The organism is Bacillus sp. SRL543 (genome assembly GCF_984799205.1).
The window spans coordinates 2,526,510-2,552,303 of sequence record NZ_OZ481794.1 but is presented as its reverse complement, the minus strand read 5'-3'; the positions used below and the strand labels follow the sequence as shown (position 1 = coordinate 2,552,303).

General features: G+C 45.9%; 25 protein-coding genes and 1 riboswitch. Of the genes, 15 read left to right on the top strand and 10 right to left on the bottom strand.

What is annotated here, in order from left to right; translation table 11 throughout:
* Positions 1-396 precede the first annotated feature (396 nt).
* On the bottom strand, positions 397-1,482 hold the full coding sequence (locus AC4E8B_RS12845) for an AbrB family transcriptional regulator (protein WP_490213783.1): 1,086 nt from the start codon (positions 1,480-1,482) through the stop codon (positions 397-399).
* Positions 1,483-1,930: 448 nt separating this feature from the next.
* Between AC4E8B_RS12845 and AC4E8B_RS12840 the strand changes: the two genes are divergently transcribed.
* Positions 1,931-2,632 carry a response regulator transcription factor gene (locus tag AC4E8B_RS12840; protein WP_490213782.1) on the top strand — a complete coding sequence of 234 codons (702 nt, stop codon included), beginning with the start codon at positions 1,931-1,933 and terminating at the stop codon, positions 2,630-2,632.
* Here AC4E8B_RS12840 and AC4E8B_RS12835 read toward each other — a convergent pair.
* Positions 2,619-2,762 (bottom strand): anti-repressor SinI family protein, encoded by a 144-nt coding sequence (locus AC4E8B_RS12835; RefSeq protein ID WP_490213781.1) that lies wholly within the window; start codon positions 2,760-2,762, stop codon positions 2,619-2,621. The genes AC4E8B_RS12840 and AC4E8B_RS12835 overlap by 14 nt on opposite strands.
* A gap of 103 nt (positions 2,763-2,865) precedes the next feature.
* Here AC4E8B_RS12835 and AC4E8B_RS12830 point away from each other — a divergent pair, with 103 nt between their 5' ends.
* The 4 genes from AC4E8B_RS12830 (at position 2,866) to thiE (ending at position 10,582) form a co-directional block, all read left to right on the top strand.
* Positions 2,866-8,040, top strand: coding sequence for an AAA family ATPase (locus AC4E8B_RS12830; RefSeq protein ID WP_490213780.1), 5,175 nt, complete (start codon positions 2,866-2,868; stop codon positions 8,038-8,040).
* A gap of 62 nt (positions 8,041-8,102) precedes the next feature.
* Positions 8,103-8,216, top strand: a riboswitch (TPP riboswitch).
* Between the two features lie 75 nt (positions 8,217-8,291).
* Positions 8,292-9,119 carry a hydroxyethylthiazole kinase gene (thiM, locus tag AC4E8B_RS12825; protein ID WP_490213779.1) on the top strand — a complete coding sequence of 276 codons (828 nt, stop codon included), beginning with the start codon at positions 8,292-8,294 and terminating at the stop codon, positions 9,117-9,119.
* Positions 9,109-9,942: a bifunctional hydroxymethylpyrimidine kinase/phosphomethylpyrimidine kinase gene (thiD, locus tag AC4E8B_RS12820; protein WP_490213778.1), complete on the top strand. Its 834-nt coding sequence runs from the start codon at positions 9,109-9,111 to the stop codon at positions 9,940-9,942. The genes thiM and thiD overlap by 11 nt, the downstream gene beginning before the upstream one ends.
* Positions 9,929-10,582: a thiamine phosphate synthase gene (gene thiE / locus AC4E8B_RS12815; RefSeq protein ID WP_490213777.1), complete on the top strand. Its 654-nt coding sequence runs from the start codon at positions 9,929-9,931 to the stop codon at positions 10,580-10,582. The genes thiD and thiE overlap by 14 nt, the downstream gene beginning before the upstream one ends.
* Before the next feature lie 37 nt (positions 10,583-10,619).
* On the opposite strand, the gene AC4E8B_RS12810 is transcribed toward thiE, so the two are convergent.
* Positions 10,620-11,597, bottom strand: a complete 978-nt coding sequence (locus tag AC4E8B_RS12810; protein ID WP_490213776.1) for a quinone oxidoreductase family protein — start codon at positions 11,595-11,597, stop codon at positions 10,620-10,622.
* A 249-nt stretch (positions 11,598-11,846) separates the two neighbouring features.
* On the opposite strand from AC4E8B_RS12810, the gene AC4E8B_RS12805 reads away from it, so the two are divergent.
* The 6 genes from AC4E8B_RS12805 (at position 11,847) to AC4E8B_RS12780 (ending at position 15,527) form a co-directional block, all read left to right on the top strand.
* Positions 11,847-11,987, top strand: a complete 141-nt coding sequence (locus AC4E8B_RS12805; RefSeq protein WP_490213775.1) for a multidrug transporter — start codon at positions 11,847-11,849, stop codon at positions 11,985-11,987.
* Between the two features lie 144 nt (positions 11,988-12,131).
* Positions 12,132-12,815 (top strand): M50 family metallopeptidase, encoded by a 684-nt coding sequence (locus AC4E8B_RS12800; protein ID WP_490213774.1) that lies wholly within the window; start codon positions 12,132-12,134, stop codon positions 12,813-12,815.
* 114 nt (positions 12,816-12,929) lie between these two features.
* A complete protein-coding gene (locus AC4E8B_RS12795) occupies positions 12,930-13,205 on the top strand; it encodes a hypothetical protein (RefSeq protein ID WP_490213773.1) in 276 nt (91 codons plus the stop codon).
* A gap of 26 nt (positions 13,206-13,231) precedes the next feature.
* Complete coding sequence (locus AC4E8B_RS12790; protein ID WP_490213772.1) at positions 13,232-13,564, top strand: aminoacyl-tRNA hydrolase; 333 nt, start codon at positions 13,232-13,234, stop codon at positions 13,562-13,564.
* Between the two features lie 19 nt (positions 13,565-13,583).
* Positions 13,584-14,177 (top strand): hypothetical protein, encoded by a 594-nt coding sequence (locus tag AC4E8B_RS12785; protein ID WP_490213771.1) that lies wholly within the window; start codon positions 13,584-13,586, stop codon positions 14,175-14,177.
* Positions 14,178-14,519: 342 nt separating this feature from the next.
* Positions 14,520-15,527, top strand: coding sequence for a DUF3231 family protein (locus tag AC4E8B_RS12780; protein WP_490213770.1), 1,008 nt, complete (start codon positions 14,520-14,522; stop codon positions 15,525-15,527).
* A gap of 848 nt (positions 15,528-16,375) precedes the next feature.
* Here AC4E8B_RS12780 and katA read toward each other — a convergent pair.
* On the bottom strand, positions 16,376-17,827 hold the full coding sequence (gene katA, locus AC4E8B_RS12775; RefSeq protein ID WP_490213769.1) for a catalase KatA: 1,452 nt from the start codon (positions 17,825-17,827) through the stop codon (positions 16,376-16,378).
* Between the two features lie 390 nt (positions 17,828-18,217).
* On the opposite strand from katA, the gene AC4E8B_RS12770 reads away from it, so the two are divergent.
* Both AC4E8B_RS12770 and AC4E8B_RS12765 read left to right on the top strand, forming a co-directional pair.
* Positions 18,218-19,036: a squalene/phytoene synthase family protein gene (locus AC4E8B_RS12770; RefSeq protein ID WP_490219656.1), complete on the top strand. Its 819-nt coding sequence runs from the start codon at positions 18,218-18,220 to the stop codon at positions 19,034-19,036.
* An 84-nt stretch (positions 19,037-19,120) separates the two neighbouring features.
* A complete protein-coding gene (locus tag AC4E8B_RS12765) occupies positions 19,121-19,975 on the top strand; it encodes an SDR family oxidoreductase (protein WP_490213768.1) in 855 nt (284 codons plus the stop codon).
* A 119-nt stretch (positions 19,976-20,094) separates the two neighbouring features.
* On the opposite strand, the gene AC4E8B_RS12760 is transcribed toward AC4E8B_RS12765, so the two are convergent.
* Both AC4E8B_RS12760 and AC4E8B_RS12755 read right to left on the bottom strand, forming a co-directional pair.
* Positions 20,095-20,949 (bottom strand): VOC family protein, encoded by an 855-nt coding sequence (locus AC4E8B_RS12760; protein WP_490213767.1) that lies wholly within the window; start codon positions 20,947-20,949, stop codon positions 20,095-20,097.
* Between the two features lie 312 nt (positions 20,950-21,261).
* On the bottom strand, positions 21,262-21,477 hold the full coding sequence (locus tag AC4E8B_RS12755) for a methionine aminopeptidase (protein ID WP_490213766.1): 216 nt from the start codon (positions 21,475-21,477) through the stop codon (positions 21,262-21,264).
* Between the two features lie 379 nt (positions 21,478-21,856).
* Between AC4E8B_RS12755 and map the strand changes: the two genes are divergently transcribed.
* Positions 21,857-22,603, top strand: a complete 747-nt coding sequence (gene map, locus AC4E8B_RS12750; protein ID WP_490213765.1) for a type I methionyl aminopeptidase — start codon at positions 21,857-21,859, stop codon at positions 22,601-22,603.
* Positions 22,604-22,646: 43 nt separating this feature from the next.
* Here map and AC4E8B_RS12745 read toward each other — a convergent pair whose 3' ends face one another.
* Positions 22,647-23,069: an organic hydroperoxide resistance protein gene (locus AC4E8B_RS12745; protein ID WP_490213764.1), complete on the bottom strand. Its 423-nt coding sequence runs from the start codon at positions 23,067-23,069 to the stop codon at positions 22,647-22,649.
* Positions 23,070-23,146: 77 nt separating this feature from the next.
* Complete coding sequence (locus AC4E8B_RS12740; protein ID WP_490213763.1) at positions 23,147-23,599, bottom strand: GNAT family N-acetyltransferase; 453 nt, start codon at positions 23,597-23,599, stop codon at positions 23,147-23,149.
* Positions 23,600-23,699: 100 nt separating this feature from the next.
* Between AC4E8B_RS12740 and AC4E8B_RS12735 the strand changes: the two genes are divergently transcribed.
* Positions 23,700-23,954, top strand: coding sequence for a replicative helicase loader/inhibitor (locus AC4E8B_RS12735; RefSeq protein WP_490213762.1), 255 nt, complete (start codon positions 23,700-23,702; stop codon positions 23,952-23,954).
* Positions 23,955-24,014: 60 nt separating this feature from the next.
* Here AC4E8B_RS12735 and AC4E8B_RS12730 read toward each other — a convergent pair whose 3' ends face one another.
* Together AC4E8B_RS12730 and AC4E8B_RS12725 are read right to left on the bottom strand one after the other, a co-directional pair.
* Positions 24,015-24,782, bottom strand: coding sequence for a CPBP family intramembrane glutamic endopeptidase (locus tag AC4E8B_RS12730; protein ID WP_490213761.1), 768 nt, complete (start codon positions 24,780-24,782; stop codon positions 24,015-24,017).
* Between the two features lie 113 nt (positions 24,783-24,895).
* Positions 24,896-25,741 carry a YitT family protein gene (locus tag AC4E8B_RS12725; RefSeq protein WP_490219654.1) on the bottom strand — a complete coding sequence of 282 codons (846 nt, stop codon included), beginning with the start codon at positions 25,739-25,741 and terminating at the stop codon, positions 24,896-24,898.
* Positions 25,742-25,794 lie beyond the last annotated feature (53 nt).

The window sequence follows — 25,794 nt, the reverse complement described above, 5'->3', positions numbered from 1 at the left end:
TTAAGCAAATGGCACCCCAAATAACACTTTGACAAAGAATATTGTCATCGTACAATTCAGGGTGCTATTTTACTTGCTATTTGGGATGTGATCTCCAGCTGCTTCAAGAAAACTATATGGCTATAATTGCTTTTAGCAGACACAAGTGGTTTTTAGGGAGTATAAGGGAAGATCATCCCACTATAAATCTCCAATAGCAGGGAACCTGGTTTCATTGTTTAAGAATGCAAAAGTTTAACGGAAAATCGCCTGTTCAACTATTGAGCGATTGAGTGTGTTTATTGAATAAGAACAACATATTAAATGTAAAAAGCCTGGGCTTATCCCAAGCTTTTTTGGTTTGTTAATTATCCCTGCTATTTACGTTGCGAAAACAAATGTTATTGAGATGTGATTTTAAGTTTTTAACGTTCTCCTTCGTGTCCGCCGGCGGAAATACCAGCGCAGTGCAGGCGGTACGGCGAAAAAGATAAAAAAGATCCGGAAAAGCTGATAGCCGGTAACTGTTGCCAGGTCTGCATGAACCTCATGTGCCAGGATTCCCATTTGGTCCATTCCACCTGGAGCAAGGCTGAGAAAGCTGGTGGCAGATGAAAGATCATACTCGAATGCCAGCAGGATACTCAATAATAGGGATATTCCGATAAGCAGAGCGCCGCTCAAAAGGGCAAGCGAGATGGTTTTGGTTTTGTGGTTGAGCTTTTCCGGCCTCATGAGGAGGCCGATATGGCCGCCGATGAAAAACTGGGACAGATCCAGCAGGGAAGGAGGAAGCGCAGGTCCACTCGTAAAATAAATCCCGATCAAGGCGGTTGCGACAATGGGGCCGAGCAGATAAGGTGTCGGCAGCCTTAATTTTTTCCCAAGATAAGCACCTGCCAGTGAAGCGATGGCAAAGGGTATGACAGCCGGAAACAAGGCATTCCACCCTGGTATTTCTTCCTGCAGAGTGGCAGCTGGCCCCGCTTCTCCTGATAAAAGCGGACCTAATACTAAAAAAGGGACAAAGAAGACGATCATCAGCAGTCTTGCAACCTGCAGAAAGGTAACAGTCGTCAAGTCGATGCCTTCTGATTCTTCTGCAAAAACAAGCATTTGCGAAAGCCCGCCAGGTATGCTGCCTGTAAGGACAGTCGGGAAATCAATACCGGAAATACGGGAAACGATGACGGCAAGGAGGACCGAAAATCCAATGGTAAGCAAGGTCATGGCGAGCATGCTTGGCAGTTTTCCTGACATCTGGATGATTGCATCCTTTGTGAATGACAAACCGATGCTGTATCCGACTATCAGGATTCCTGCATCCCTCAGCTTTCTAGGCCATTCCAGCTTGAAGGGGATGAACCGGCTGGCAGCAAGAATGGCCGTCAGACTGCCCAGCAGCCAGGGAATCGGCAGGTGTAGGACTGTAAAGATCATCCCTCCGGCAAGAGCGATGAAAAAAGCAGCCAGGATTCCTTTATTATTTGAAATGATTTGCATGTTGCAACCTTCTTTATTTGTTTAGTTTTCCTAAATATATCTTACCATTTTTTTGCTGATACCCCAAGAAGTGCAGGCTGGAATCTTTCCATAGAAAAAGCGCAAGCCATAAGGCCTGCGCTTTCAGCTGCATATGCAGCTCACGGAAGGTTCAGCTTTGCGGCCGAATCGGTTCTAAGTCCACCGATTAAGCACCAGGGTTCCTTGTGAACGGAAAACAAAGGAACCTTCCATCATGATGCCAAAATCAGAAGTCGCTGCTAATCGATCCATCGTTTATCAGTCCCTTCGATAGATTGGCTTTCCTTCTTTATTTACCCCATGCCCTGCTCATAAAACATTTAAATACAGCAGTCAAAAGATTAACACAATAAAAATCTGTCATGAATGCTATAATATACTAGTAGTGTTAATTTTTTCCTTGTGCTATAAAAAGGGGGACGCATTCTTGGCAGGTGAAATGATTCTGCTGGTTGATGATGATCCGGATATACAGGTTATTCAAAAGGCATATTTATCTAAAGAAGGCTTCCGGCTGGCATTCGCATCAGCAGGGGCTGAGGCGGTGCGACTGGCAGGAAGCCTGGAGCCGGACCTGATCATCCTTGATGTGGCTTTGCCGGATATGGATGGGTTTGAGGTTTGCCGCATTCTCAGGACAAAGACAAATGTTCCGATTCTTTTCCTCAGCGGAAGGGAAGATGATATAGACCAGATCCTCGGACACAGGATCGGCGGCGATGACTATGTTACTAAGCCATTCAGCCCTCCAGTGCTAGTGGCTAAGGTAAAAAGCCATATTAGAAGATTCAAAGAGCTGTCAGGAAGCAAGAAGGCTGATAACGGACAGGCAATGATTTTTGGGAAGCTGGCAATTGACAGGGACAGCTGTGAGGTTACGAGGGAAGGAAAGTCCATCTCTCTGGCTGCGAAGGAATATCAGCTGCTCTGCTGCTTTGCTGAAAACGCGGGCCGTGTCTTCAGTGCGGAGCATTTATTCGATTCTATCTGGGGAAAAGACAGCTTAGGGGATATCAGGACGGTCATGGTCCATATCAGCAATCTCCGCAAGAAAATCGAACGTGACCCATCCATGCCGGAATATATCATCACAGTCAGGGGCATGGGCTATAAATTCAATGGAGGTTGAGCCTTTTGGCGGATTTGAAGAATTCCCTGACTTCCTCAGCCGTCATGCCAAGCTTTCTTGCTTCTTCCATTAAACATATCCATTCACACATATTTTGTTCATAAGAGAGCGCTTTTTCTTCTTTCTTCATGCCCATTCCTCCAGATCATTCTCGTTGACTATATTATAAAATGGAAAGTTAAAGTTTTGTTAAAGCAGCATTAAAGTTTCGCTTAAATAAGAAGGTGGCCATTATGATTGAGAACATTAATCTCCCCGGATACCAGCTGATTGGCGCAGAAACAGAAAATGATGAGTTCTTGTTTTTGAAAGGCTACTCAGTCAAAGGCAGGGAACAGGTGCTGATTAAGACATATAAAAACGATGTGCTGTCAGATATGGAGATAGCCGCTCTTGTCCACGAATACCAGCTCACAAAGGAAATGGAAGAAGACAGCATCTTAAAAGCCGAAGAGATAATCATACACTTAAAAAAGCCATATCTGGTCTGCAAATACTTTCCTTGTATAACCTTAAGGGAGCTCTCCAGCACAAAAAATGCCGGCCTGACAGAGATGCTGGATATTTCAGCCAAACTTGCAGGGGCAATCCTGCAGGTGCACCAGCAGCATATTATCCATAAATCGATCAATCCTGGAAATATTCTTTTTAACCCCGTTGATGGCAGGCTGAAAGTCACTGGTTTCGGCCAGTCGACGCTTTTGAAGGAAGAACATCCTTCCTTGAACGCTGCCAGTCTGGCCAATTTTGCCCATTTGCCGTACATATCCCCTGAACAGACTGGAAGATTGAACAGGCTCGTTGATTATCGTTCAGATTTCTACTCAGCAGGAACTGTATTCTATGAATTATTTACCGGCGAATTGCCTTTCAAGGCTAAAGAACCGCTTGAGCTTGTATACGAGCATCTGGCAAAAAGTGTGAAAGATCCCTGTGACTCAAATCCCGACCTTCCCCCTATAATTAGCTCTATCATCATGAAGCTGCTTGAAAAAATGCCTGAAAATCGATACAGCAGCGCTTTCGGGATGCGCGCCGATCTTCTCCGCGCCGCCGAAAACCTGAAGTCCGGCAAGCAGCAAGAAGTATATCCACTTGGAAAAGACGATGACAGTATGCTGTTTGAAGCCGGAAGGAAGCTATATGGACGGGAAAGTGAAAAAGCAGAAATCCTTCATGTTTTTGAGGAAGTCAGCCGCGGTAGAACAGGCGCCGTGTTCCTGCCAGGTTCCCCCGGGATGGGAAAGACGGCTCTTGTACATGAAATCCAGAAGCCGCTCATCCGGGATAAAGGCTATTTTGTTTCCGGAAAGTATGACATGCTGCAAAGGCAGATGCCATATGCCCCAATCATTGCCGCATTCCGTTCTCTCGTTCTCCAGGTTATGCTTGAAAGCGGGAGCCGCAAAGAGAAATGGGCAGCTAAATTAAAGGAAGGCTTTACCGGCAATTATGCCGTCCTTTTCCCGGTTTTGCCAGAGCTGGCCTTGCTTATGGGAGAGCAGCTGGAAGAAGAAGAGCCAAATGAGGCTGACGCACATCAGCAATTTTTGTTTCATATCCATCAGTTTGTATGCCTGTTTGCAGATGAACAGCATCCGCTTGTCCTATTTCTTGATGATCTTCAGTGGGCGGATATTGCTTCGCTGGAGCTGATCGAATATCTCCTGCTGAAGGGCATGATACCCCATTTTATGCTTATCTGTGCATACAGGGACAACGAAACAGGGCCAAGCCATCCAGTAAGAAGGACACTTGCCAAGCTGGGTGAAGGAGAAACTCCCATTCATCACATCCCGGTCCGCACTCTCAGCCAAGGGGAGATTTATGAATGGGCAGGAAATGCCCTGAGAGATGATGGGGAAACGGTTCTGGAACTGGGAGGGCTTTTACACAGGATTACCGGGGGTAACCCGCTGTTCATCAGCCAGCTCCTTCTTTCCTATTTTGAGGATGGCTTCATCACCAGCGATCCAGAAGAAAGAAAATGGAAAGCTGATATCTGGAAAATAATGAACAGGCCAGTAAATGACGGAATATCCGGTTTTATGTTAGAGCGTTTTCAGAAGCTGCCTGAAAAAGCAAAAGAGGTTTTAAAGGCTGCCTCCTGCTTTGGAAACAGATTTGAATTCAAAACTCTTTCCCTCCTGTTCGAAGACAGGCCGGGCCGGCTCGCTGAATCTCTTTGGCTGGCTCTTGAATCAGGCTTTATTCTCCCTAAAGATCCTTTATATAAATATATTCATTCCAGCGGCTATGTGGATGCTATGCCAACAGAGTACAGCTTCCTTCACGATACCGTCCAGCAGGCAGTCTATCAGTCTATGAACCTGGAAGAACAGAAGGCCTCCCATTTAAGGATCGGCAGGCTGCTTGTCAGCATGAAGGATAATTCACCGTCCCGCATTTTCCAGATTGTCCACCATTTGAATTTCTGCAGTGAACAGCTTGAAGCGAAGGAAAGGCAACCGCTTGCGGAATGGAATGCCGCTGCCGGGCAATTGGCCAAGGATGCTGCTGCCTTTCGGGAAGCACTCTCTTATTTTCAGGCTGCACTTGAGCTCGCCGGGGAAGACTGGGACGGGAAATATGAACTGACTTTCCGCATATTTAAAGGTCTCGGTGAATGCTTTTATTTGACAGGAAAATTGGGTGAAGCTGAAAAAACCTTCGCTATAGTGCTTGAAAATGCGGAAACTGATTATGAGAAATTATCCATCTATAACCTGCAGATCACATTATTCACCCATATGCACAGGGTGAAAGAGGCGGTCAGCTCAGGAATAAAAGGCCTCAAGCTCTACGGGATCACTTTTGCACCAAGCATCGGCAAACATGCCATTATGCTGGAGTTTCTCCGTGCAAAATTTGCTTTGCGCGGCAAATCCGAAGAAGATATCATGTCCCTTCCTGAAATGACGGACCGGGACAAAAGGCAAATTCTGCAGACGCTCATCAACCTGAACGCTCCATCCTACCATGCAGACCAGAATCTTGCCTCCATGCTGATGCTGAAGGCGCTGAACTTCACCCTCGACAATGGATTGACCGATTTAAGCGCTCTGGTATTCAATAATTACAGCCTGATATTAAGCGCAGGTTTCAGCGATTTCAAGGGCAGCTACGACTACGGCAGGCTGGCAATCAAACTGTCTCATCATTTTGGTGTCACAGGCATTAAAGGCCGGGTGCAGTTTGTCTTCGGAAGTTTTGTCAGTCACTGGAGAAACCCGATTTCAGACAATCTGAACCACCTCACAGATTCACAGAGATACTGCCTTGATGCAGGAAATATCCATCTTGCCGGTGCTAATAGCTCATTCATAGTTATCACATTGCTTATGAAAGGATCGCCGCTTGAAGAGGCGCTGGATGGAATCCGGAGTCAGATCAGGTTCGTCAATAGAATTCAATATCCTATTTCAATCGGTTTTTTGACGGAGATGGAAGAATGGGTCCTCTATTTGATGAAGGAAAAAGAGAGTCATGATTGGACCTTTACTCCTGTGCTTGATGATGACTCTGCAAAAATCATCCATTACACGATCCGGCTTCAGATGAGCTATCTTTTCCAGAAAAATGAGTATGCCGGGGAGCTTATTCAGAAACTGGCACGGCTTGTCAGCAAAAGGCTGACACTTGTCATCATCCCTGAATACCATTTTTATCACGGTTTATGGCTTGTCCGTTTTTATGAACAGGAAAAGCTGAAAAAAAACAAAGCTTCCCATTTGGCTAAATTGAAGGACTCTTTATCAAAAATGAAACGCTGGGCAGCTCTTTCCCCTTCAAATTTCCGGCATAAATACTTGCTTCTGAAAGCCGAATACCGAAGGATTGCCAAGAGAGATCCCAATCTTTTCAACGTTTATGATGAAAGCATCCAGGAGGCGGAAAAGAACGGCTTCCTGCAGGATGCTGCAATTGCAAATGAATGTGCAGGCCGTTATTTTTCTGCACAGGGATACAGCAGGATGGCAAGCTCCTTTTTCTCAGAAGCGTTTAAAGGATATTGTCTTTGGGGTGCAGGAGCCAAGGCTGATATTCTGCGGAAAGAGACTAAAATTTCCTTGCTGAAGGAGCCGGAAAACAGGCATTCCATTCAGTTTGATGAGTACGCCCTTGTTTCCGCCGCCCAGAACATATCCAGGGAAGTAGTACTTGAAAATCTGCTGGCCCGGCTTTTGGAGGTTACCATGCATTACAGCGGGGCAGACAGGGGGATCCTCCTCTTTAAGCGGGATGGAATTTGGACCATCGGTGAATATGCAGGTGACGGTAATCGGCCAGAACGCTTCGAGCAGGTCCTCGGAAGAGAAATGCTGTCCGAACAGGCAGTAGAACTTGCAGAGCTGAGCAGGGAAGGAGTCATTCTGGATCATGCTCACGAAAACAGTCTGATCTCAGGGGACCCTTATGTCAAAAGGATGCTGCTGAAGTCGCTCATTTGTCTGCCAATCCTGAATAAGGGTGAAGTAAAGGGTATGATGTACCTGGAAAACAATCAGATTTCGCATGCATTTTCAAAAGATAATCTCCGGGTTCTTGAATTGATTGCATCTCAGGCAGCCATATCCTTGGAAAATGCCGATCTGTATGAAAGGATGGAAGCAAGGGTTGCCCGGCGGACAGAAGAGCTGCATGAAGCAAATATCAGACTTGAAAAAGCCAATAAGGAACTCGACTTCGCGAGGCAGGAAAAGAACAGCATAATATCGGACATCTCGCATGATTTGAGATCCCCACTAGCCGCGGTCAGGGGCTACATAGAAGCAGTGCAGGAGGGGACTGCCGAATCAGATGAGCAAAAAGGGGAATTTCTGCAGCGAAGCATCAGCCGCCTGGATGAACTGAATGCTTTAATCCGCGATTTGTTTGATTTATCCCGTATGGAAGCTGGCCAGATCAGGTTTGAGATGGACTATCTGCCGTTTGGCCAGCTGCTTGTCCACATATGGAAGCAATTCGAATTCGAAGCGGAAAGCAAGGGGCTTTTATTCACCCTGGACCTGAAGGAAACAGATGAGGCAGATATGGCTATGGTGGAAGCAGATCCCGGCCGGCTGCTTCAGGCCTTCTCCAATCTGATCTCAAACAGCATCAGGCATACGGAATCCGGCGGTATGACGCTGAGCGCCAGGCTGGCCGGCCAGGGCGACCTGGTCAGGATCTGCCTCTCAGATACCGGCAGCGGGGTACCTGCTGCCAGGCTTCCTTTCATATTTGACAAAAACTATACGAAAACAAGCAGAAGCAGCATGACGGCCGGGAATGGCCTCGGCTTATCAATCACAAGGGAAATCATTGCACAGCACAACGGGAAAATCTGGGCAGAGAGCAATGAAGGAGAAGGAACATCCATTTTCATTGAACTTCCTGTCTTCCGCTTTTCCGCAGAGGTGGTTTAGAAAAAAGATAATCGCTTTACGCGGGGGAGAAAAAAAGATACTATATAACTGATAATCTAATAAGCAACTACTGGGGGTGCCTGCGGTAAGCAGGCTGAGAGAAAAACTGGCCCGTTTTTTAACCCTTTGGACCTGATCTGGATGATGCCAGCGTAGGAAAGTAGCGAAATGAAACTATTTGCTAAGTTTTTATGCACACTTGCCAGGTCCTCTCAGGGGCCTGGCTTTTTTTATTGAAAGGAGAAAGTGGAATGAACAATAGAGAAATCGCAGATATGCTTGAAAAGCTGAGGGCTGAAAAGCCGCTTGTACATAATATCACCAATATGGTTGTCACCAATTTTACCGCTAACGGCCTGCTGGCACTGGGGGCCTCGCCTGTAATGGCGCATGCTGCAGAAGAAGCTGCCGATATGGCCGGCATTGCAGGGGCGCTGGTCCTGAACATCGGCACTCTCACTTCCCCTGTAGTGGAAGCTATGAAACTTGCGGGAAAATCAGCTGGCAGAAACTCTGTACCGATCATCCTCGATCCGGTTGGGGCAGGTGTAACAGCATACAGGACCGAAACAGGCAGAAGCCTTCTTGAAGAGCTGCCGATTTCCATTTTGCGCGGCAATGCGGCGGAAATCTCCCATCTTGCCGGAAAAGGAGGAGAAATCAAAGGTGTTGACGGGGGGGAAGCCGGCAACCCGGAAGAGGTAGCCCAGTTTGCTGCAAAACGGTTCAACACCATAACTGTTATTACAGGGAGGGAGGACATCGTATCTGATGGAAGAACTATTGTCCGTATTACAGGCGGAAGCAGCCTCCTCACGAAAGTTACAGGAACCGGCTGTCTGCTGTCGTCAGTTATAGGCGCTTTCCATGCAATCGAATCAGATCCACTGAAAGCCGCGGCGGCTGCGCTGGCTGTATATTCTGCAGCGGCAGAAATGGCAGCAGAAGCAGCGGGAAGCAAGGGGCCTGGAACATTTCAAATTGAGCTGCTTAACACCCTTGCCCTAATTAAGGCGGAGGATCTTGAGAAAAGGACGGGGATTACTGTCCTGAAAGGGGATATACAGAATGACAATTAAGAAAGCATTGACGATAGCAGGTTCGGACAGTGGAGGCGGAGCCGGAATCCAGGCTGATCTTAAGACCTTCCAGGAACTTGGTGTCTATTGCATGTCAGCACTGACAGCGATCACCGCTCAGAATACTACTGGCGTGCAGGGGGTCTTCCCAATGACGGCAGCAGCTGTCAGTAAACAGATTGAGAGCATTGGAAGCGACATGGGGACGGATGCCTTAAAAACGGGCATGCTTTTTGATGCAGACATTATTAAAGCTGTTTCTGCCGTAATCAGCCATTATAAATGGACGAAGCTGGTTGTCGACCCTGTGATGATTGCCAAGGGAGGGGCAAGCCTCCTCCAGGAAAGCGCCATGGCTGCCTTGAAGGATTATTTGCTGCCGCTGGCCCATATCATCACTCCCAATATTCCTGAAGCAGAAGCAATAACCGGCATAAAAATCTCTTCTTTAGCCGACCGGAAAGAAGCGGCCAGGAGATTGTGTGCGCTTGGCGCTGACCATGTAGTCATTAAAGGGGGGCATGATACAGTAAATCCAGAAGCTGCTGCTGATTTGCTTTTTGATGGGAGCAGCTTTGATGTGTTTGAAGGCAGGAGGGTTGATACAGTCAATACCCATGGGACCGGCTGCACCTTTTCAGCAGCCATCACGGCGGGGCTGGCGAAGGGGCTTGCTGTAAAGGACAGCGTCCGGCTTGGAAAAGACTTCATCCAGGCAGCCATTGAAGATGATCTTCTGATCGGAAGCGGCCATGGCCCGACAAACCACTGGGCTTATAACAATAGACAGAAAGCAGAGGGCTTGGCATATGGCGCGAATTGACAGTCAAAGAATGAAAGAGCTTTTAAAGGTTTATTTTATCATGGGGAGTACGAACTGCCTGAAAAATCCGGAGATGGTAATGAAAGAGGCGATTCAAGGCGGAATCTCCCTGTTTCAGTTCAGGGAAAAAGGGGCAGGATGCCTGAACAGAAAGGAAAAGTATGTGCTTGCAGAGCAGCTTCAGCAGTTATGCCGGGCCAGCGGTATTCCGTTCATTGTAAATGATGATATACAACTGGCATGTGAAATCGGCGCAGACGGCGTCCATATCGGGCAGGAGGACGAGCCGGCCGAAGCCGTGCGGGAAAAAATCGGCGATAAAATATTAGGGGTATCCTCCCATACTATTGAGGAAGCGAAGTCTGCTGTCAAGGCAGGCGCCGATTATCTCGGACTTGGCCCCATCTACCCGACTTCCACTAAACCAGATGCCAAGGCTGTCCGGGGAATGGCGCTTATCCAGGAATTGAGGGAAGAAGCCATCCTGGTTCCAGTTGTCGGCATAGGCGGAATCACCCCCCTCAATGCACGTGCTGTGATTCAGGCCGGGGCAGACGGCGTGTCTGTGATAACAAGCATCAGCCAGGCAGCAGATATAAAGGATGCTGCTGCAAATCTTAGAAGAAGTGTAATGATATAGAAGATTCAGAGCCTGCATACAGTGCAGGCTCTTTTATTTAGTCTATGATCAGGACAGTTTTCCCCATTCCCTGTCTGCTCTCTATCCAGGTATGGGCCTCGGCTGCCTCTGCCAAGCTGAAAGTTTTTCCGATTTTCATGCTCAGCCGGCCGGTTTCCAGCAAACACATGATTTTTTCGGCTGAAGCTCTTACAAGATGCGGCCTGTTCTTGCGCACCGTGCCAAAGCTGAAGCCAAGAAGGGAGCGGCAGCTGCTGTGGAGATCACTTGTCTTTACAGTGCCAGCTTTTCCGGAAGCATTGCCGAAATTGACGAGCCTTCCAAAAGGTGCAAGGCAATCCAGACTTTTTTCCGTCACTGCACCGGCAACAGAATCAAGGATAACATCAGCTCCTTTTCCTTCTGTCCATTCCATTACTTTTTCCGAGAAATCCTCCTCTGTATAACACACTCCGTAGTCGGCGCCTGCTTCCAATGCATATGCTGTTTTTTCAGGAGAACCAGCCGTAGTGATTACTTTTCCAGCGCCAAGTATTCTGGCAATCTGAATGGCTGTAGTTCCGACCCCGCCTGCGCCGGCATGTATTAGTACGGTTTCTCCTTTCTTAATTCTAGCGACTTCTTCAAGCAGCTTGAGCGATGTTATACCGGCAACCGGAAATGCTGCAGCCTGTATATCTGAGATGCTTTCCGGGATGGAGAATGTCAGCATAGCCGGGGCGACAGCATATTCGGCATATGATCCTTTAGAAGGAAACGCAATTACCCGCTGCCCTGGAATAAGACCCTCCACACCGTCCCCTAAAGCTTCTATCGTGCCGGTACAGTCTATACCAGGGATATAAGGGAGGGAACCGCCTCCTTTTTTGCCGTATCTCGCCTTAATATCGGCAAAATTCACACTGGCCGCCTTCACTTTAATCAGAACTTCCCCCGCAGCAGGCACCGGCCTTTCAGATTCAGCCAGAATCATATTTTCAGAACCGCCATACTCCGTAACATGTATCGCCTTCATGATAAGCCTCCTTATGTATGTATCTGCTAGTTTCTATTTTAGCTTTTAAACAGGAAGCTAGAAATGACCAGAATATTATAATTAACTATAAGAAAAACTTATGTTGTTATATGAGAAGAAAGGCGTTTCGAAAAAAAGTTAATTTTTGCCTTGCAGGAGTAAGAGAATTTTTTAAAAAGAGCCAATCCAGCCACGGAGGAACTAACCATCTTATAACTGCAAAATTGCCAACAAAATTATTAAACTCTGTTGATTGCAGTAGAAGGCACGCAGACTTCTGCGGGAGAAAGCGGCAATGCTGAGACCCCGCATGAGCGGAGCGAAGAGGAGGCTCAGCGTCGCCCCGCGGAAAGCGAAGTGCCTGGAACGGAAATCAACAGCCAGCATTAACAAGCAGATTTGAAATAAGGCTGCAGGGAAGTTGTATATATAGTTAGCATTTCTCTAAGAGTAAAAAAGTAATAGCCACAAAAGCTTTTTAAAGTCATTTCCGGTATAATTTTCTTTAAGATTACCAGGAAAAGAGGACTATGGATGAATTTCATTCGCAGCAAGTTCAGCTGGCGGTTTTTTATTTTTTTAATAGTGGCCGTCCTTATTACAAGAATGCCGGTCATTGGTGACTATGCAGGAATCATCAACACGCTCATCCACGAATCCGGCCATGCGCTTGTCGCCCTGTTCGGGGGGGAGGTCCACCATATCTCCCTTTTTGCCAATACAGAAGGTGTCACATATACAAGACATTCTAACTGGTTTGGGGGAGTGTTCACTGGAGCAGCGGGATATGTTTTTTCATCTTTTATGGCTTTCATCGCCTTTTGGCTGCTTGGGAAGAAAAAAGATAAAGTGCTAATTTTGATTCTGCTTGGCTTGATCGTTCTTAATCTGATTTTTTGGGTGCGTAATGCCTACGGAATTTTCTGGCTTATTTCATTTGGTGCCGGCTTTGCTTTTCTTTTGAAAAAAGGAAGCCCAACAGTCGTCCAGAATGTCCTGCTCCTGATTGCATCTATCATGCTCGTTGAATCTGTCACAAGCTCTTTTGAAATTATGCTGCTGAGCTTTATGACTCCGCAGGCAGCAGGGGATGCGACCAATCTGGCCTCTTCCATCCTGCTTCCAGCACAGATATTTGGCATTATCTTCTTCCTGCAGGCGATTTGGTTCTGTTATTTGTCCATTAGAAAAGGCGTATTCAAATTCAGCATTCAATAATGAAGTCATCTGGACAATCTGGCTGTCCTGTTTTAACATATTAACTAAAGAATTCTGTTAAATCCAACCAATATACAGCTCTGCTGAATGCTCATAAAGAAAGAGGGAGGCTCGATGAAACTGACGACTGTTATAAATCCTGCTATCCTTGTGGCTGTAGGGTTTGCTGCTTCTTATGCTTATGAAAAAGTACAGCCGGTCTCCTTAAAGTCAATAGCCATCTTCGTTTCTATGGGACTCATCGTGCCAGCAGCTGACTTTGCTCTAAAAAAGCTGTCACTGGACAAAAAGGAAATAAAAATGGAAACTGGCGTTTGGCTGATCATTGCCATTTTTCTTGGCCCGCTGGCACTTTCTTTAATTATGGATGTGTTCCGAGCAGGAGTATAACTAAATGAATAAGAATGAGGGTCAATATGAAACAAATTGTACAATATTATGTGATTAACTCTGATTTAAAGATGTCAGCCGGGAAAGCTGCTGCCCAGGCCGCCCATGCAGCAGCCATAAGTGTGCTTACATATATGGAAGAACCTCTTTTTAAAGAATGGCTGATGAGCGGACAAACAAAAATTATGCTCTCCGGCCGCGAATCCGAGCTCAAGAAGCTGGAAGATAAAGGTTATGTAACGGTCAAAGACGCCGGAAGGACTGAGGTTGCACCCGGAAGCCTTACAGCAGCAGCCCTGCCGCCGATGGATAAAGAAGAAGCCAAAATGATCGTCGGGCATCTTCGGCTGTATAAATAAGCTGGGAAAAGAGGTTTTTATGAAAACAACTATTCTCAAGGCATTGATTCTGCTTCTGGTACTTTTTCTGTTCCAGGAACGCCAAGAGGCTTTTTCTGCTCCCGATCCAGCTGAGGTAGAAGAAATGAAGCTGCAGGCGCCATTGCATCTGATCGGCAAGGTGGAAAACGACGAATTCTTTGGGGATGTACCAAACCAGGAATATCTCCAAACCAGAAAAATGACGATTTCCGCTTCAGAAGTTGTGAAGGCGCCCGGCAGCGCTCAGCAGGAAACAGTTTTCGAGATTTTTTACCGTTATATTCCATCCTGGATGGCAGATGAATTTATTGGTCCAGTCCGGATGGATATTACTAAGGGAGACATAATTGAGATTTGGCTTGAAGAAGGGAAGGAAGGATGGGAGCCTGTCCTGTCCGGTGCGACTGTCAATCATCTGTATTATGCGCCAAATCGTGATGAGGCACTCAAAGAGCCTTTTCTTCATAAAGCGGAAAGATTAGCACAAAATATTTACAGAAAAAGCGGTGTTTTCACTGCGCTGATATTCTCTGTCCTTCTTCTGGCCATTTTTCTTTTATCCAAAAGGAATTCCGGCAGAAAAGTAATTTGAATCGGAGACTTGCAGAGTTTGTATATTAAGCAAGAGGGAGAAGCTGTGTTCAACAATATGGCCGCATTTCTTCTTATGGAACAATCCGAGCCGGAGAAATATAAAATGAACTGATCCTGGATTTTCTGGGAAATTCACTGACCTAAATCTAAAAAAATGCAGCGCCCGAAGTCATGCCGGGCGTTTTTTTGTGCATCTGATTGTATTTATTTGCGGTCTGCATGAAACCAGCCTGCTTAACTTATCTAGTTTTGCTATGATCTATTTCCATTTACATTCCAATTTTCTGTTATTTCTTTGAAAGATTCGCGCATACTACTAATATCAAAGGAGGATCGGAAGATGGAATTTCATCATGACCCAAGGCTGACCAGCGCTGAAATAGCATATTTATGGAACACTTATATGGACGACAGTGCAATCGTCTGTATGCTTTACCATTTCAATCATCATGTTGATGATCAGGATATCAAGGTTTGCCTCGAGCATACAATTCAATTGGCAGAAAGTCATATGAAAAGAGTGGAACAGCTATTCAACAGCGAAAATATCCCGATACCGAGGGCTTTTCCGGCTGACCAGCATGTGAATTTTCATGCGGCCCGGCTCTATACAGATATGTTTTATTGTGATTTTATGCTTAATGCGGGCAGATTTGCAGTCCTTTCCCATTCAATGGGCTTGAACATTTCTTCCAGAGATGATGTTTTCACTCTCTATACCGAATTCTATGAAGAAGCGAACCGGGTTCTGAAGGAGATTCTTGATATGATGAAAGGGAAGGGAATCTTTGTCCGGCCGCCTTATATCCCTTATCCGGATAAGCGGGATATTGTAGAAAGGAAAAGCTTTGTCAGAGGATGGTTAGGAAAAAGAAGGCCGCTGCTTGCCATCGAGGCAGCCCAGCTCTTTGACAATGGCATTACCAACCAGATGGGCAAGGAACTGCTGACAGGATTCATCCAAACCGTCAGGCATGAGCAAATAAAGGATTATTTCTATAGAGGCAGAGAACTTGCTGCAGATTTTGTATCTAAAGTACAAGGCCTGCTCGAGGAAGACTTGGTGCCAAATGGTATGACCTGGGATTCAAAAGTGACAAAATCAACGGATGCTCCATATTCCGATGAATTAATGCTGTTTCTGGTCTCTACTCTTAATGCATTAGGGGTAGCGCGTTACGGACAGTCACTTTCTATGACACTGCGGAGGGATGTTGCGGCATATTATATGAGATGCTTTGCAGATACGACAGCCTATTCAGAAGACGGCCTTGACCTCCTAATCCAAAACAAATGGTTCGAACAGCCGCCTCAATGTCCGGAAAGGGATCAACTCGCGGGGAATTGATCTATGGGGGTAAGGGAAGTGCGGCTGCGCAGGAGGCATATACTAATATTCACTAGTCAGCAGCTAATCAGGATAAACAAGCCAGCCAATAAAGGAGCACTTTTCAGCAGTGCTTCTTTATTGGCTGACTTGGCTTTCAGCAAACCCCACCTAGTATACCAGTACACTCCGTTTCTCCACTAAACTTTGGCCCTAAGCCGGCTGCCGCATTTGCAGATGATGCTGTGCTTTAACTGTTTCTCAGTTGTTTGGCATTTAGGGCAAATCTTTTTGTTCATTTATTTCACCTTCTCATCCAGCAATGATTATTCTAAGGCCGAAACTTTGGCACATTCCATGCGTATATACAGCAGATTTCCATGTGGTGATGCCTGATTACTTAAGCAGTCAGGCGTGATAAAGCATTCTCAATTTCCTTCGAAACCGGATAGCTGAAATTCTTTATTTTCCCGCAGCCTTCGCAGATGGCATGATAATGAATCGCTGCGATAGCATTTGTATTTGCTGAGCCCGCTGCCGTAGGGAAGCTCGTCCAAAATCTCCAGCTTCACAAATAATTTCTATTATTACATACCATTGCAAGGCCCATATCGCTGAGCTACTGGTAAATTTCATCAGCTGCTAGGATGGTTATCAAGCTTCCCAGTGATTTCAATATGGCCATTCTTTGCGAAGTGATTCTCAGTCCGCTCTTTTTCAGGCAGGGAAGAAGCTGTTTAAGCCGGCAATCGTACATAAGCAGCACCCGCTTTGTTTATATATTGAACAGGCACCGGCCGAAGCAGGTGCCTGTAATTGAGAATATTGATGATTAATGAGAATACAGATAACGAGATGCAGATATATGATTATGCTTTAACCGGTAACTGCAAGCCCAGACCTTCTGCTACTTTCGTTCCGTATTCCGGATCTGCTTTGTAGAAATGTTCAATCTGGCGAAGTTTGATTTCATCACTTTCAACAGGCTTCATGGCACCGACTATATTTTCCACTAGGCGGGCACGCTCTTCTGCGCTCATAAGGCGGTAAAGATCGCCGGCTTGGGTGTAGTGGTCATTATGGTCATAGGAAACGCTGTCTGCAGCACCTGAAACGGTGAATGGTGCAGGCTTGTTTTCCGGTGTTTCTGCAGGGCCACCCAGGCTGTTTGGCTCATAATAAGCTGATCCGCCCCCATTAGAGTCAAATCTCATTTGGCCATCGCGCTGATAGTTATTCACTTCATTCTTCGGACGGTTGATCGGAAGAGCCTGGTGGTTTGCTCCAACACGGTAACGGTGTGCGTCATGATAAGCGAACAGGCGTCCCTGAAGCATTTTATCCGGAGAAACATCAATGCCCGGAACAAGTGTGCCAGGGGAGAAGGTTGCCTGCTCAACTTCTGCGAAATAGTTTTCAGGATTTTTATTCAATACCATCCGGCCCACCTCTATTAGAGGATAGTCCTTCTGGGACCAGACCTTCGTCACATCGAACGGATCAAAGCGGTATGTGTCCGCATCCTTTTCCGGCATAATCTGGACGCACAGCTTCCATGAAGGATAATCACCTTTTTCAATCGCATTGAAAAGGTCCTCTGTATGATAGTCGGGATTTTCCCCGGCTATTTTCGCTGCTGTTTCAGGTGCCAGATTTTTTACACCCTGCTCAGTTTTAAAGTGGTACTTAATCCAGACAGCTTCGCCTTCTTTATTGACCCATTTGAAGGTATGGCTGCCAAATCCGTGCATATGGCGCAATGTAGCAGGGATGCCGCGGTCAGACATAAGGATGGTTACCTGATGAAGCGACTCAGGGGAAAGGGACCAGAAATCCCAAACCGCATTCGGATTCTTCAGATGTGTCTGGGGATGGCGCTTTTGTGTATGGATGAAATCAGGGAATTTAATGGCATCACGGATAAAGAACACAGGTGTGTTATTGCCGACGATGTCATAATTGCCTTCTTCTGTGTAAAACTTAACAGCAAAGCCGCGCGGATCCCGGACTGTATCAGCTGAACCAAGCTCTCCGGCTACAGTTGAGAAGCGTATGAACAGCGGTGTCCGTTTGCCTGTTTCAGACAGGAATGCGGCCTTTGTATATTTTGTCAGGTCATTTGTGACTTCAAAATAGCCATGTGCACCTGCGCCTTTGGCATGCACTACACGCTCAGGCACGCGTTCACGATTGAAATGGGCCAATTTTTCCAGAAGATGGACGTCCTGGATAAGGGTCGGCCCGCGAGATCCAGCCGTCATGGAGTTTTGATTGTCGCCTACTGGGGCGCCCCAGCTTGTAGTCAATTTGTTATTTGCCATGTACAAATCACCTCTTAATTTAATAGATTGCTTGTTCCATGAAACCAATGATATCACTTCTCAATAAAAAATCAATACTTTTTTATAATTATTATTAACAAACAAGAGCTTTAAATAAAACACGATGAAATATCTTCACAAAGCTTTTACACCCTAACAATATCTGTATGCCAAAATGGAAGAGTTCATTACTTTGATGGGCGCCTGCCGCCATTCTTCTATGCTGAAAATAGGATTAGCATCATTCAGAAATGGGTATTAGCCAGAAATATACGAAAAAATTCCGGCTTTCAGCCAATATTATGATTGGGAAGTATTAATACATAACAAAACGATGATTTTATGGTAGGATTTAAGATAGATATTTCTATTATGAAGGGAACATTGGATATGAATGACACTGCCAAGCTACATGATGAAGCCTATGAGATGCTGAAAGAGACAAGCAGGACCTTTTTGATTCCGATCAGCTATTTGACACCGGGCCTGAAGGAGACCGTTTCATCCGCTTATTTATGCATGAGGGCGATAGATGAGATTGAAGACCATCCCGAACTTGAAGCGGAGTCAAAGGACCATCTTTTACGTTCCGTAAGCGAGCTGCTGAAGAAACCTGTTAATCCCGAGGATTTCAAATCTCTTTTTAATCCCTATAAAGCAAAGCTGCCCGAAGTGACGCTGCGCCTTTATGACTGGATCAGGCTCTGTCCTGCAAGCATCAAAGAAAAAGTCCTTGATTCTACCAGCACGATGGCAAAGGGCATGGCTGACTGGACGATGAAGGGCTGGAACATCAGGGATGAAAAAGACCTTGATGATTATACTTTCTATGTGGCAGGCCTTGTCGGCGTCATGCTGTCAGACATATGGAAATGGCATGACAATACGGAGACGAAGAAGGACTTGGCGATTGCGTTCGGCCGCGGGCTTCAATCTGTCAATATCCTGCGCAATAAAATAGAAGATAAAGAGCGGGGAGTCAGCTTTTATCCCGATGGCTGGGACAATGACCAGATGTTCCGTTACGCCAGAAGGAATCTCGCCCTTGCGGATGCTTATATCAAGGATATAACATCTGCCCCTATCTTGAATTTCTGCAGAATCCCGCTTGCACTTGCACATGGGACCCTCTCTGCCTTGTCAGAAGGCAGAGAAAAGATGAATCGCGATAGTGTTCATGCAACGGTCAAAAAAGTAGTGGCAGAATAAATGTTGGAAATCCGGCCGGCAAGCAGGCCGGATTTTTTTGCAGTGACCCATATTTGAGTGAGTCGAGAGGACGGATCGAAGCAAATGAAGGAGAACAGAAATGCGATCGTAACAGGAGCTTCCCGGGGATTCGGGCTGCTGATTGCGGTTGAAATGGCTAAAAGGGGATTCCAAGTTACAGCTGGAATGAGAGATCTATCGATGTCTGATGACCTGATGGAACAGGCGGAAATAACCGGGGCAGTGGATAAGATCACTTTGTATAAGCTCGATGTATCTTCGGAAGATTCTGTCCAAGCTTTCCGCAGCTACCTGCAGACCCTCGGCTCAGTTGATCTCCTTGTGAATAATGCCGGATTTGCAGGTGCGGGATTTGTTGAGGAAACAGATCTTGATGATTACAGGAGCCAATTTGAAACCAATGTCTTCGGCGTTTTTGCAGTTACTCAGGCTGTTCTGCCTTATATGCGTGAACAGAAGAGGGGAAGAATCATTAATATCAGCAGCATCAGTGGAAAAATGGGATTTCCCGGCTTGTCTCCCTATGTCGCTTCTAAGCATGCTGTAGAAGGCTGGAGCGAAAGCCTCCGCATTGAAATGAAGCCATTCAATGTCGATGTAGTTCTCATTGAACCGGGTTCATTCAAAACAGGCATCTGGACAACAGGCAAGAAGGTTTCCAAACGGTCGCTGCAGCCTGAATCGCCTTATTATACATACTATTCACAGCTGGAAAACCATTTGAGCAGAAGTGCAGAAAAATATGGTGACCCCAGGGAAGTAGCTGAGCTCTGCGGGAGGATTGCCGAGAAAGAAAAAACACGCCTTCGGTACCCTGTCGGAAAGGGGACAGCATTGACTTTACTGCTGAAAGAGACAATAGGGTGGAGGAATTGGGAAAGGCTGCTCCTGCGTATCTTATCAAAAAGGAAACGATAATATAATTATGTAAACAAAATATAGGCCCAGCCAATACTTGGCTGAGCCAGCTGCATTCCATCTCTTGAAAAAATAAATTTACATTTATGGAATTGGGAGATACCCCTGGCTGAGAATGCTTATTCGATAGACAATAAAATCTTATTCCCTGATGGATCAGCAGTCAAGACTGAATTTCCCTGCATGTCGGCATTATGGCCCAGCTCCCTGACTCTTTCGGCTGCTTCTCTGATTGATTTCAGGTCGGGATAAAGCAATTTATACTCTTTCATGCCTGCAGTATTTTCCCGTGCAGGAGGCGCACCAATCCCGTTCCACGTATTGATGCCTATATGATGGTGATAATTGCCTGTGGAAAGGAAGAGGGCCTGGCCTCCATATTCGGCAGCAATATTAAAGCCTAATCCTTTTACATAAAACTCCTGAGCTATCTTCAAATCTGAAACATGCAGGTGAATATGGCCAATGATCGTATCTTCAGGCATTCCAGTCCAGGGCTGATTTTTTGCAAGGGCAAGCAGCTCCCCGGCCTGCAGGGCAGCTGTATCCATTCTGACCAGACCGTCTTCCCAGATCCAGGATCCCGATGGCCGGTCCGAGTACAATTCAATTCCGTTTCCGTCCGGATCGGCAAGATAAACCGCTTCACTTACAAGATGGTCTGAAGCACCCTGCAGCGGCCAGCCAGTCTGGATCAGATGTGCTAAGGCGGATGCGAGAGACGGACGGTCAGGGAGGAGGAGGGCAAAATGGTAAAGCCCAGCCGACCTGGCAGCTTTTGCTTCAAATTCAGGAAGCTGCACGAGCTTAATTAGCACTGTTTTACCATCTGCTGTAAGCTCCGCCTTGCCTTCATCCTGGCAGAGAACCGTTAACCCGATGATCTGCTTATAAAATTGAATCGATTTTTCAAGGCTGGCAGCCTTAAGTGTTATTTGAGAAACATAGGTCATTGGCATTTGATGGAAGCTCATAATCTATTCTCCTTTAGTAATCAGCTTACGTTATGAAGTGAGTGTATGTAAATAGCTTCATTACGTCAAGGAAATGGCTTCGCTGATAAAGCATAAATCTTATAATGACAAAAATTTTTGTATACTTAGCTATAAGAGAATTGGATTGTGAATGTCTACGGCGAAAAAAGCCATGCATGACAGCATGGCTTTTTTTGCAAGAATTTTCTGGTCATATAGAATCAGCATTTTGTCTGCACTCTTTCCTTCAGCAGAGCAGAGGAGAAGCATGGTCCAGGCATTCTGATGCCCGTCCGATTTTCAGCTAGACCGCTAAAACTGCCTGTTTTCCTCCCAGGCTGAATAAAGCCCGCTTCCGCTGCAGCCAGGACACTCAAGCGAATTGGTATAATACACATATTCATTTGCATGATAAGCATTGAAACCGCGGCCAAAGCAGTCAGGGCATTTGTCAACTGCCCGCAGCCCGGCGATCCGGTTTTCTTCCCTAACAGCCAGCCAGTCCTGGAAGGATTTTAGAAGACCCATGCTGTTCACCTCCTTTTCCCTGAATAGTTTTATATTATCAGCCTTTTTTTATACCTATTTTTTCTTTATTATATTCAGAATATTATGAAATGTTAAGGGGGCACGTGAAATTTTTATTGCTGCCGGCACATTCATTTTTGCTTCGTTCATAAAAAAGAGTTAGGATGCTGTTAGGGATTGGATACCCAATTCTTTTTAATCCCTACTAGGAGGAGCTTTGTCCCAGCCTTGCTCCTCTTTTTAGGAGGTTATTTGCCTGAATAGAGATAAATGCGGCAGCCTTTTCCGGGTGCCATTTTTTTGCGTTCAAAGATTTTTGATTGGGTTTAAATTGTGGTAATCTAATATGGAGATCTAATAGAGAAGGGAAACACGATAGATGATTGTGAAAACAGAAGAAGATGTGAACGGGATTAAGGAAATCGGCAGCATTGTTGCGAAAATCCGGGATGAGCTGATTGAGAAAACTATTCCCGGGATAACAACAAAAGAGCTTGATGAACATGCCGGAAAGCTTTTTGAGCAGTACGGTGCCATCTCCGGACCCAAGGGGGAATATGATTTTCCCGGCTATACTTGCATAAGTGTAAATGAGGAGGTTGCACACGGAATTCCCGGCAGCCGCGTCATCCAGGAAGGCGATCTTGTCAACATTGATGTTTCGGGATCGAAGAACGGCTATTTTGCGGATACCGGTCTTTCCTTTGTTGCAGGAGGCAAAGCCGATGGCACACTGGCCAGGCTTTGCAGGACTGCCCAGCTGGCATTTGATGCCGGCCTGAAAAAAATAAGGCCGGGGAAAAAACTGAACGGAATTGGGAAGGCAGTTCACCAGACAGCTGCCAATGAAGGCTTTACAGTCATCATGAACCTGACCGGCCATGGAATCGGACGTTCTTTGCATGAAAAGCCCGACCATGTGCTCAATTATTATGATTCATGGGATACAGGTCTTCTCCGGGAAGGGATGGTCATCGCATTTGAGCCATTCATCTCAACAGGAGCAGAGGAAGTTGTAGAGCTTGGAGATGGATGGACATACGTTACAGAAGAAAAAAGCTTTGTGGCACAATGTGAGCATACGCTCATAGTAACAAAAGACGGCCCGGTCATTGTCACTTTATAATAGAATAGGAAAATCCCCCGGTTTCCCCGGGGGATTTCTTCGTTTAATAGGTTTCAGTGTTAACCGTTACTTCAATATTTCCTCTTGTAGCCTTGGAATAAGGGCAAACGCCGTGTGCCTTTTCTGTCAGAGCCTTAGCTTCTTCGAGCGAAACGCCGCTGACTGCCGCATTCAGGACAACCGCCAGGGCGAGGCCGCCATCATTTTCCTTCCCGATTGTCACTTCAGCCGTCACCTTCGAATCTATTTTTTTCCGGTCCTGCCTGGCAACGAGATTGAGGGCGCCATCAAAGCATGATGCATACCCGGCAGCAAAAAGCTGCTCAGGATTTGTCCCGTTTTCTGTCCCATTTCCGCCCAATGATTTTGGCATGGAAAGGTTAAAGTCGATATTTCCATCATCAGAACGTACCTTGCCGCTCCTGCCGCCTTCAGCCGTCGCTTTAGCTGTATACAAATTATCCATGATCATCACTCCTGTCCATTTTTCATTCTCTATATTGTTCCCTAATTACGCAAAGCGAAACAGGAGAAACACATTCATTAATCAAAGTGGAGGGAAAGCCTGATCATATCACGGCAGATGATCCCGTTTTCAATGATTTCACCTGCATAATTGCGTGTAAAATAATCAAAGTCTATCCCAATAATACGGAAGCCGGCTTTTTGGTATAAGGCAAGCTGCTGAACGCTGGAATTACCTGTGCCAATCTCCAAAGTATGGAATCCTGCTGCCTTTGTAAATTCAATAGCATGCTGCAGAAGGAGCTTCCCGAAGCCCTGTCCCTGGGAATGCCCGTAAACGGCCAGATTGACAATCTCAGCTGTCCGGGGCCTTGTGAAAAGGATGATACAGGTTCCTGTCAGTTTTTCTCCCTCATAAGCCCCCCAGCAGACTCCTTTTGCTGCATATTCTTTAATCGCTTCTTCTGAAGGATCTGCCATCAGCAGCAGATCCATTGGCGGCATTTCTTCCATCAGTTTTATAGCAGCCATACTATCACCTTCTTTAAACTAATCTTAAATGAATCAAAAACAGTTTAGCATCCGCCTTTTTTTGCCAAGATGATATTAAGCAGAAAGAAGGTGAGAAAGCATGAAAAAAACAGAAGTTTTTAAAATTCTATTTTTAATAGAAAGCAGCTATCCATTCTGCCGATTTAAAAATGAAACGGTCGAACAGTGGTTCAGACAAAGCAATGGCCTTGTATATCAGGATGTTTTCCGGCATGTCTGCCAGCATATGCGGAATAGCCCATACCCGCCAAGCTTTCAGGAAGCAGCGGGACTTTCTGCATCAGGTAAGTCCACTGAATGGATGGAAGAGTTTATCCCGCATAAAGGATATTGAATGCATCTTTACCGCTTCGCACATTGGAAAACCAGTTAAGACGAGTAGAATAGCCGCTCCTTATTGCTTTCTTGATTTTGCAGCAAGCGGGGCAAAGATGACATGAAGGACTATATCTGCACAAAAATGGGCCAGCATCGCCATTTCTATTCCATACTTCCAGTATAAATAACCAAAGAATATGCCGGGCACCATGTTGAGGAGAATGGTCCGCAGCGTCACTATGGATGACCTACCGTATATCTGATAGCTTGCCGGAAGGTGGCCTGCACCGAACAAGAAGGCAGCTGAAACTATTCCAATCCAGTAAATCCAGCTTCCATCAGACAATAATGAAAGCAGATAGACAACCAAAGTCATTAAAAACAGTCTCATAAGCACTTCTTCCGAAATCCCGCCATAAAAAGAAGCAAAAAAAGCTTGTTTTCTTGTTGGCGTTTCTGCTTCAGCTGGAGGCATTTTCTTGCTGAACAGCCGGTCCAGCAGCAGGATTGCCAATGCGGATGCTGCACCTCCGAGGATACTGAGCAGAAGTACAGGCCCTATTGAAAAGGATATTTCGGTGCCATTCAAATAACGGTCAAGCAGGGGCCATTGAAAACCGGTTTTTGGAGCCAGGTAGGTGCCTGTAAACGCCGCGGCACCCAGGAGGACTCCAGTTTGTAAAGCGCCGATAAGTGCAAGTACCGGAAGGGAAGGCAGCTTCTTTTTTGGCTGCTTTTCTGCCGCCTCCTGCATGCGGGCATGCAATATTTTAGTCTGATAAGGAATAACGAGTATGGCTCCAAGTACCGAAGCCAGCCAGAAAATATAAAATTCTGTCATCATGAACACCTCTTATGATTGATAAAAACAATGATAAGACGGTTTAAACCAGAAATCGTTCAGTCCTTTTTATATCCGCTGAAAAAATAAGAGGGAACCCCTCTATGGGATTTCCCTCAATGAATGTCCCTTTTTTTAAATCTCCCGCCGCGAACTTCAGCTATATCCCCTACAGCAAGAAAGGCTGAAGGATCATGATCTTCGACAATTTCCTTCAGCTTTGCTTCTTCCAGTCTGTTTATTACACAAAAAATCACTTTTTTATCATCCCCTGAATAGGCGCCTTCTCCTGAAAGATAAGTCACTCCGCGGCCAAGGCGGCTGTTGATGGCATCTCCGATCTGCCTGTAGTTGTCGCTGATGACCCATACCGATTTGGATTCTTCCAAACCTGTAATGGTAATATCAATCGTCTTAAAAGCTACAAAATAAGCGATGAGGGAATACATCGCCCGATCCCATGTAAAGACAAACCCTGCACTGCCCAAAATGAACAGATTGATGAACATGATGATTTCTCCCACTGAAAATGGCAGCTTTTTATTGGCCAGTATGGCCAGAACCTCACTTCCATCAAGGGACCCTCCGTAACGGATGACGATGCCGACCCCGATCCCGAGTACAATTCCCCCGAACACCGATGCCAGCAGAATGTCTTGTGTAAAAGCAGGCACAGGGTGAAGGAGGGCGGTTGTTATAGAAAGAATGGAGATGCCGTACAATGTAGAAATAGCGAAGGTTTTTCCAATTTGCTTGTAGCCGATAAAGAAAAAGGGGACGTTGAGCAGAAAGATGATTAGTCCGAGCTTGATTCCTGTCAGATGGGAAAGCATGATAGAGATTCCAACGATTCCGCCGTCGATAACCTGGTTGGGAACAAGGAAGATTTCCAGCCCGACACCCATAAGGATGGCTCCAATTGTGATGAGCAGAGCTCTTTTGAGTATTTTTCCTTTAGTCATTTTCCGGTGTGATTCTTTCAGAAAAACTCCCTGCTGTCCAATTTCCAATTCCG

Excerpts from the sequence above, each read along its gene's own strand:
- AC4E8B_RS12810 (WP_490213776.1), bottom strand. The coding sequence starts at position 11,597 with ATGAAGGCGATACATGTTACGGAGTATGGCGGTTCTGAAAATATGATT.
- AC4E8B_RS12790 (WP_490213772.1), top strand. The coding sequence starts at position 13,232 with ATGAAACAAATTGTACAATATTATGTGATTAACTCTGATTTAAAGATG.
- AC4E8B_RS12740 (WP_490213763.1), bottom strand. The coding sequence starts at position 23,599 with ATGGCTGCTATAAAACTGATGGAAGAAATGCCGCCAATGGATCTGCTG.
- map (WP_490213765.1), top strand. The coding sequence starts at position 21,857 with ATGATTGTGAAAACAGAAGAAGATGTGAACGGGATTAAGGAAATCGGC.
- AC4E8B_RS12760 (WP_490213767.1), bottom strand. The coding sequence starts at position 20,949 with ATGAGCTTCCATCAAATGCCAATGACCTATGTTTCTCAAATAACACTT.
- katA (WP_490213769.1), bottom strand. The coding sequence starts at position 17,827 with ATGGCAAATAACAAATTGACTACAAGCTGGGGCGCCCCAGTAGGCGAC.
- AC4E8B_RS12725 (WP_490219654.1), bottom strand. The coding sequence starts at position 25,741 with ATGACTAAAGGAAAAATACTCAAAAGAGCTCTGCTCATCACAATTGGA.
- AC4E8B_RS12780 (WP_490213770.1), top strand. The coding sequence starts at position 14,520 with ATGGAATTTCATCATGACCCAAGGCTGACCAGCGCTGAAATAGCATAT.
- AC4E8B_RS12795 (WP_490213773.1), top strand. The coding sequence starts at position 12,930 with ATGAAACTGACGACTGTTATAAATCCTGCTATCCTTGTGGCTGTAGGG.
- AC4E8B_RS12735 (WP_490213762.1), top strand. The coding sequence starts at position 23,700 with ATGAAAAAAACAGAAGTTTTTAAAATTCTATTTTTAATAGAAAGCAGC.
- AC4E8B_RS12765 (WP_490213768.1), top strand. The coding sequence starts at position 19,121 with ATGAAGGAGAACAGAAATGCGATCGTAACAGGAGCTTCCCGGGGATTC.
- AC4E8B_RS12845 (WP_490213783.1), bottom strand. The coding sequence starts at position 1,482 with ATGCAAATCATTTCAAATAATAAAGGAATCCTGGCTGCTTTTTTCATC.
- thiD (WP_490213778.1), top strand. The coding sequence starts at position 9,109 with ATGACAATTAAGAAAGCATTGACGATAGCAGGTTCGGACAGTGGAGGC.
- thiM (WP_490213779.1), top strand. The coding sequence starts at position 8,292 with ATGAACAATAGAGAAATCGCAGATATGCTTGAAAAGCTGAGGGCTGAA.
- AC4E8B_RS12755 (WP_490213766.1), bottom strand. The coding sequence starts at position 21,477 with ATGGGTCTTCTAAAATCCTTCCAGGACTGGCTGGCTGTTAGGGAAGAA.
- AC4E8B_RS12785 (WP_490213771.1), top strand. The coding sequence starts at position 13,584 with ATGAAAACAACTATTCTCAAGGCATTGATTCTGCTTCTGGTACTTTTT.
- AC4E8B_RS12745 (WP_490213764.1), bottom strand. The coding sequence starts at position 23,069 with ATGGATAATTTGTATACAGCTAAAGCGACGGCTGAAGGCGGCAGGAGC.
- AC4E8B_RS12730 (WP_490213761.1), bottom strand. The coding sequence starts at position 24,782 with ATGATGACAGAATTTTATATTTTCTGGCTGGCTTCGGTACTTGGAGCC.
- AC4E8B_RS12770 (WP_490219656.1), top strand. The coding sequence starts at position 18,218 with ATGAATGACACTGCCAAGCTACATGATGAAGCCTATGAGATGCTGAAA.
- AC4E8B_RS12830 (WP_490213780.1), top strand. The coding sequence starts at position 2,866 with ATGATTGAGAACATTAATCTCCCCGGATACCAGCTGATTGGCGCAGAA.
- AC4E8B_RS12835 (WP_490213781.1), bottom strand. The coding sequence starts at position 2,762 with ATGAAGAAAGAAGAAAAAGCGCTCTCTTATGAACAAAATATGTGTGAA.
- thiE (WP_490213777.1), top strand. The coding sequence starts at position 9,929 with ATGGCGCGAATTGACAGTCAAAGAATGAAAGAGCTTTTAAAGGTTTAT.
- AC4E8B_RS12800 (WP_490213774.1), top strand. The coding sequence starts at position 12,132 with ATGAATTTCATTCGCAGCAAGTTCAGCTGGCGGTTTTTTATTTTTTTA.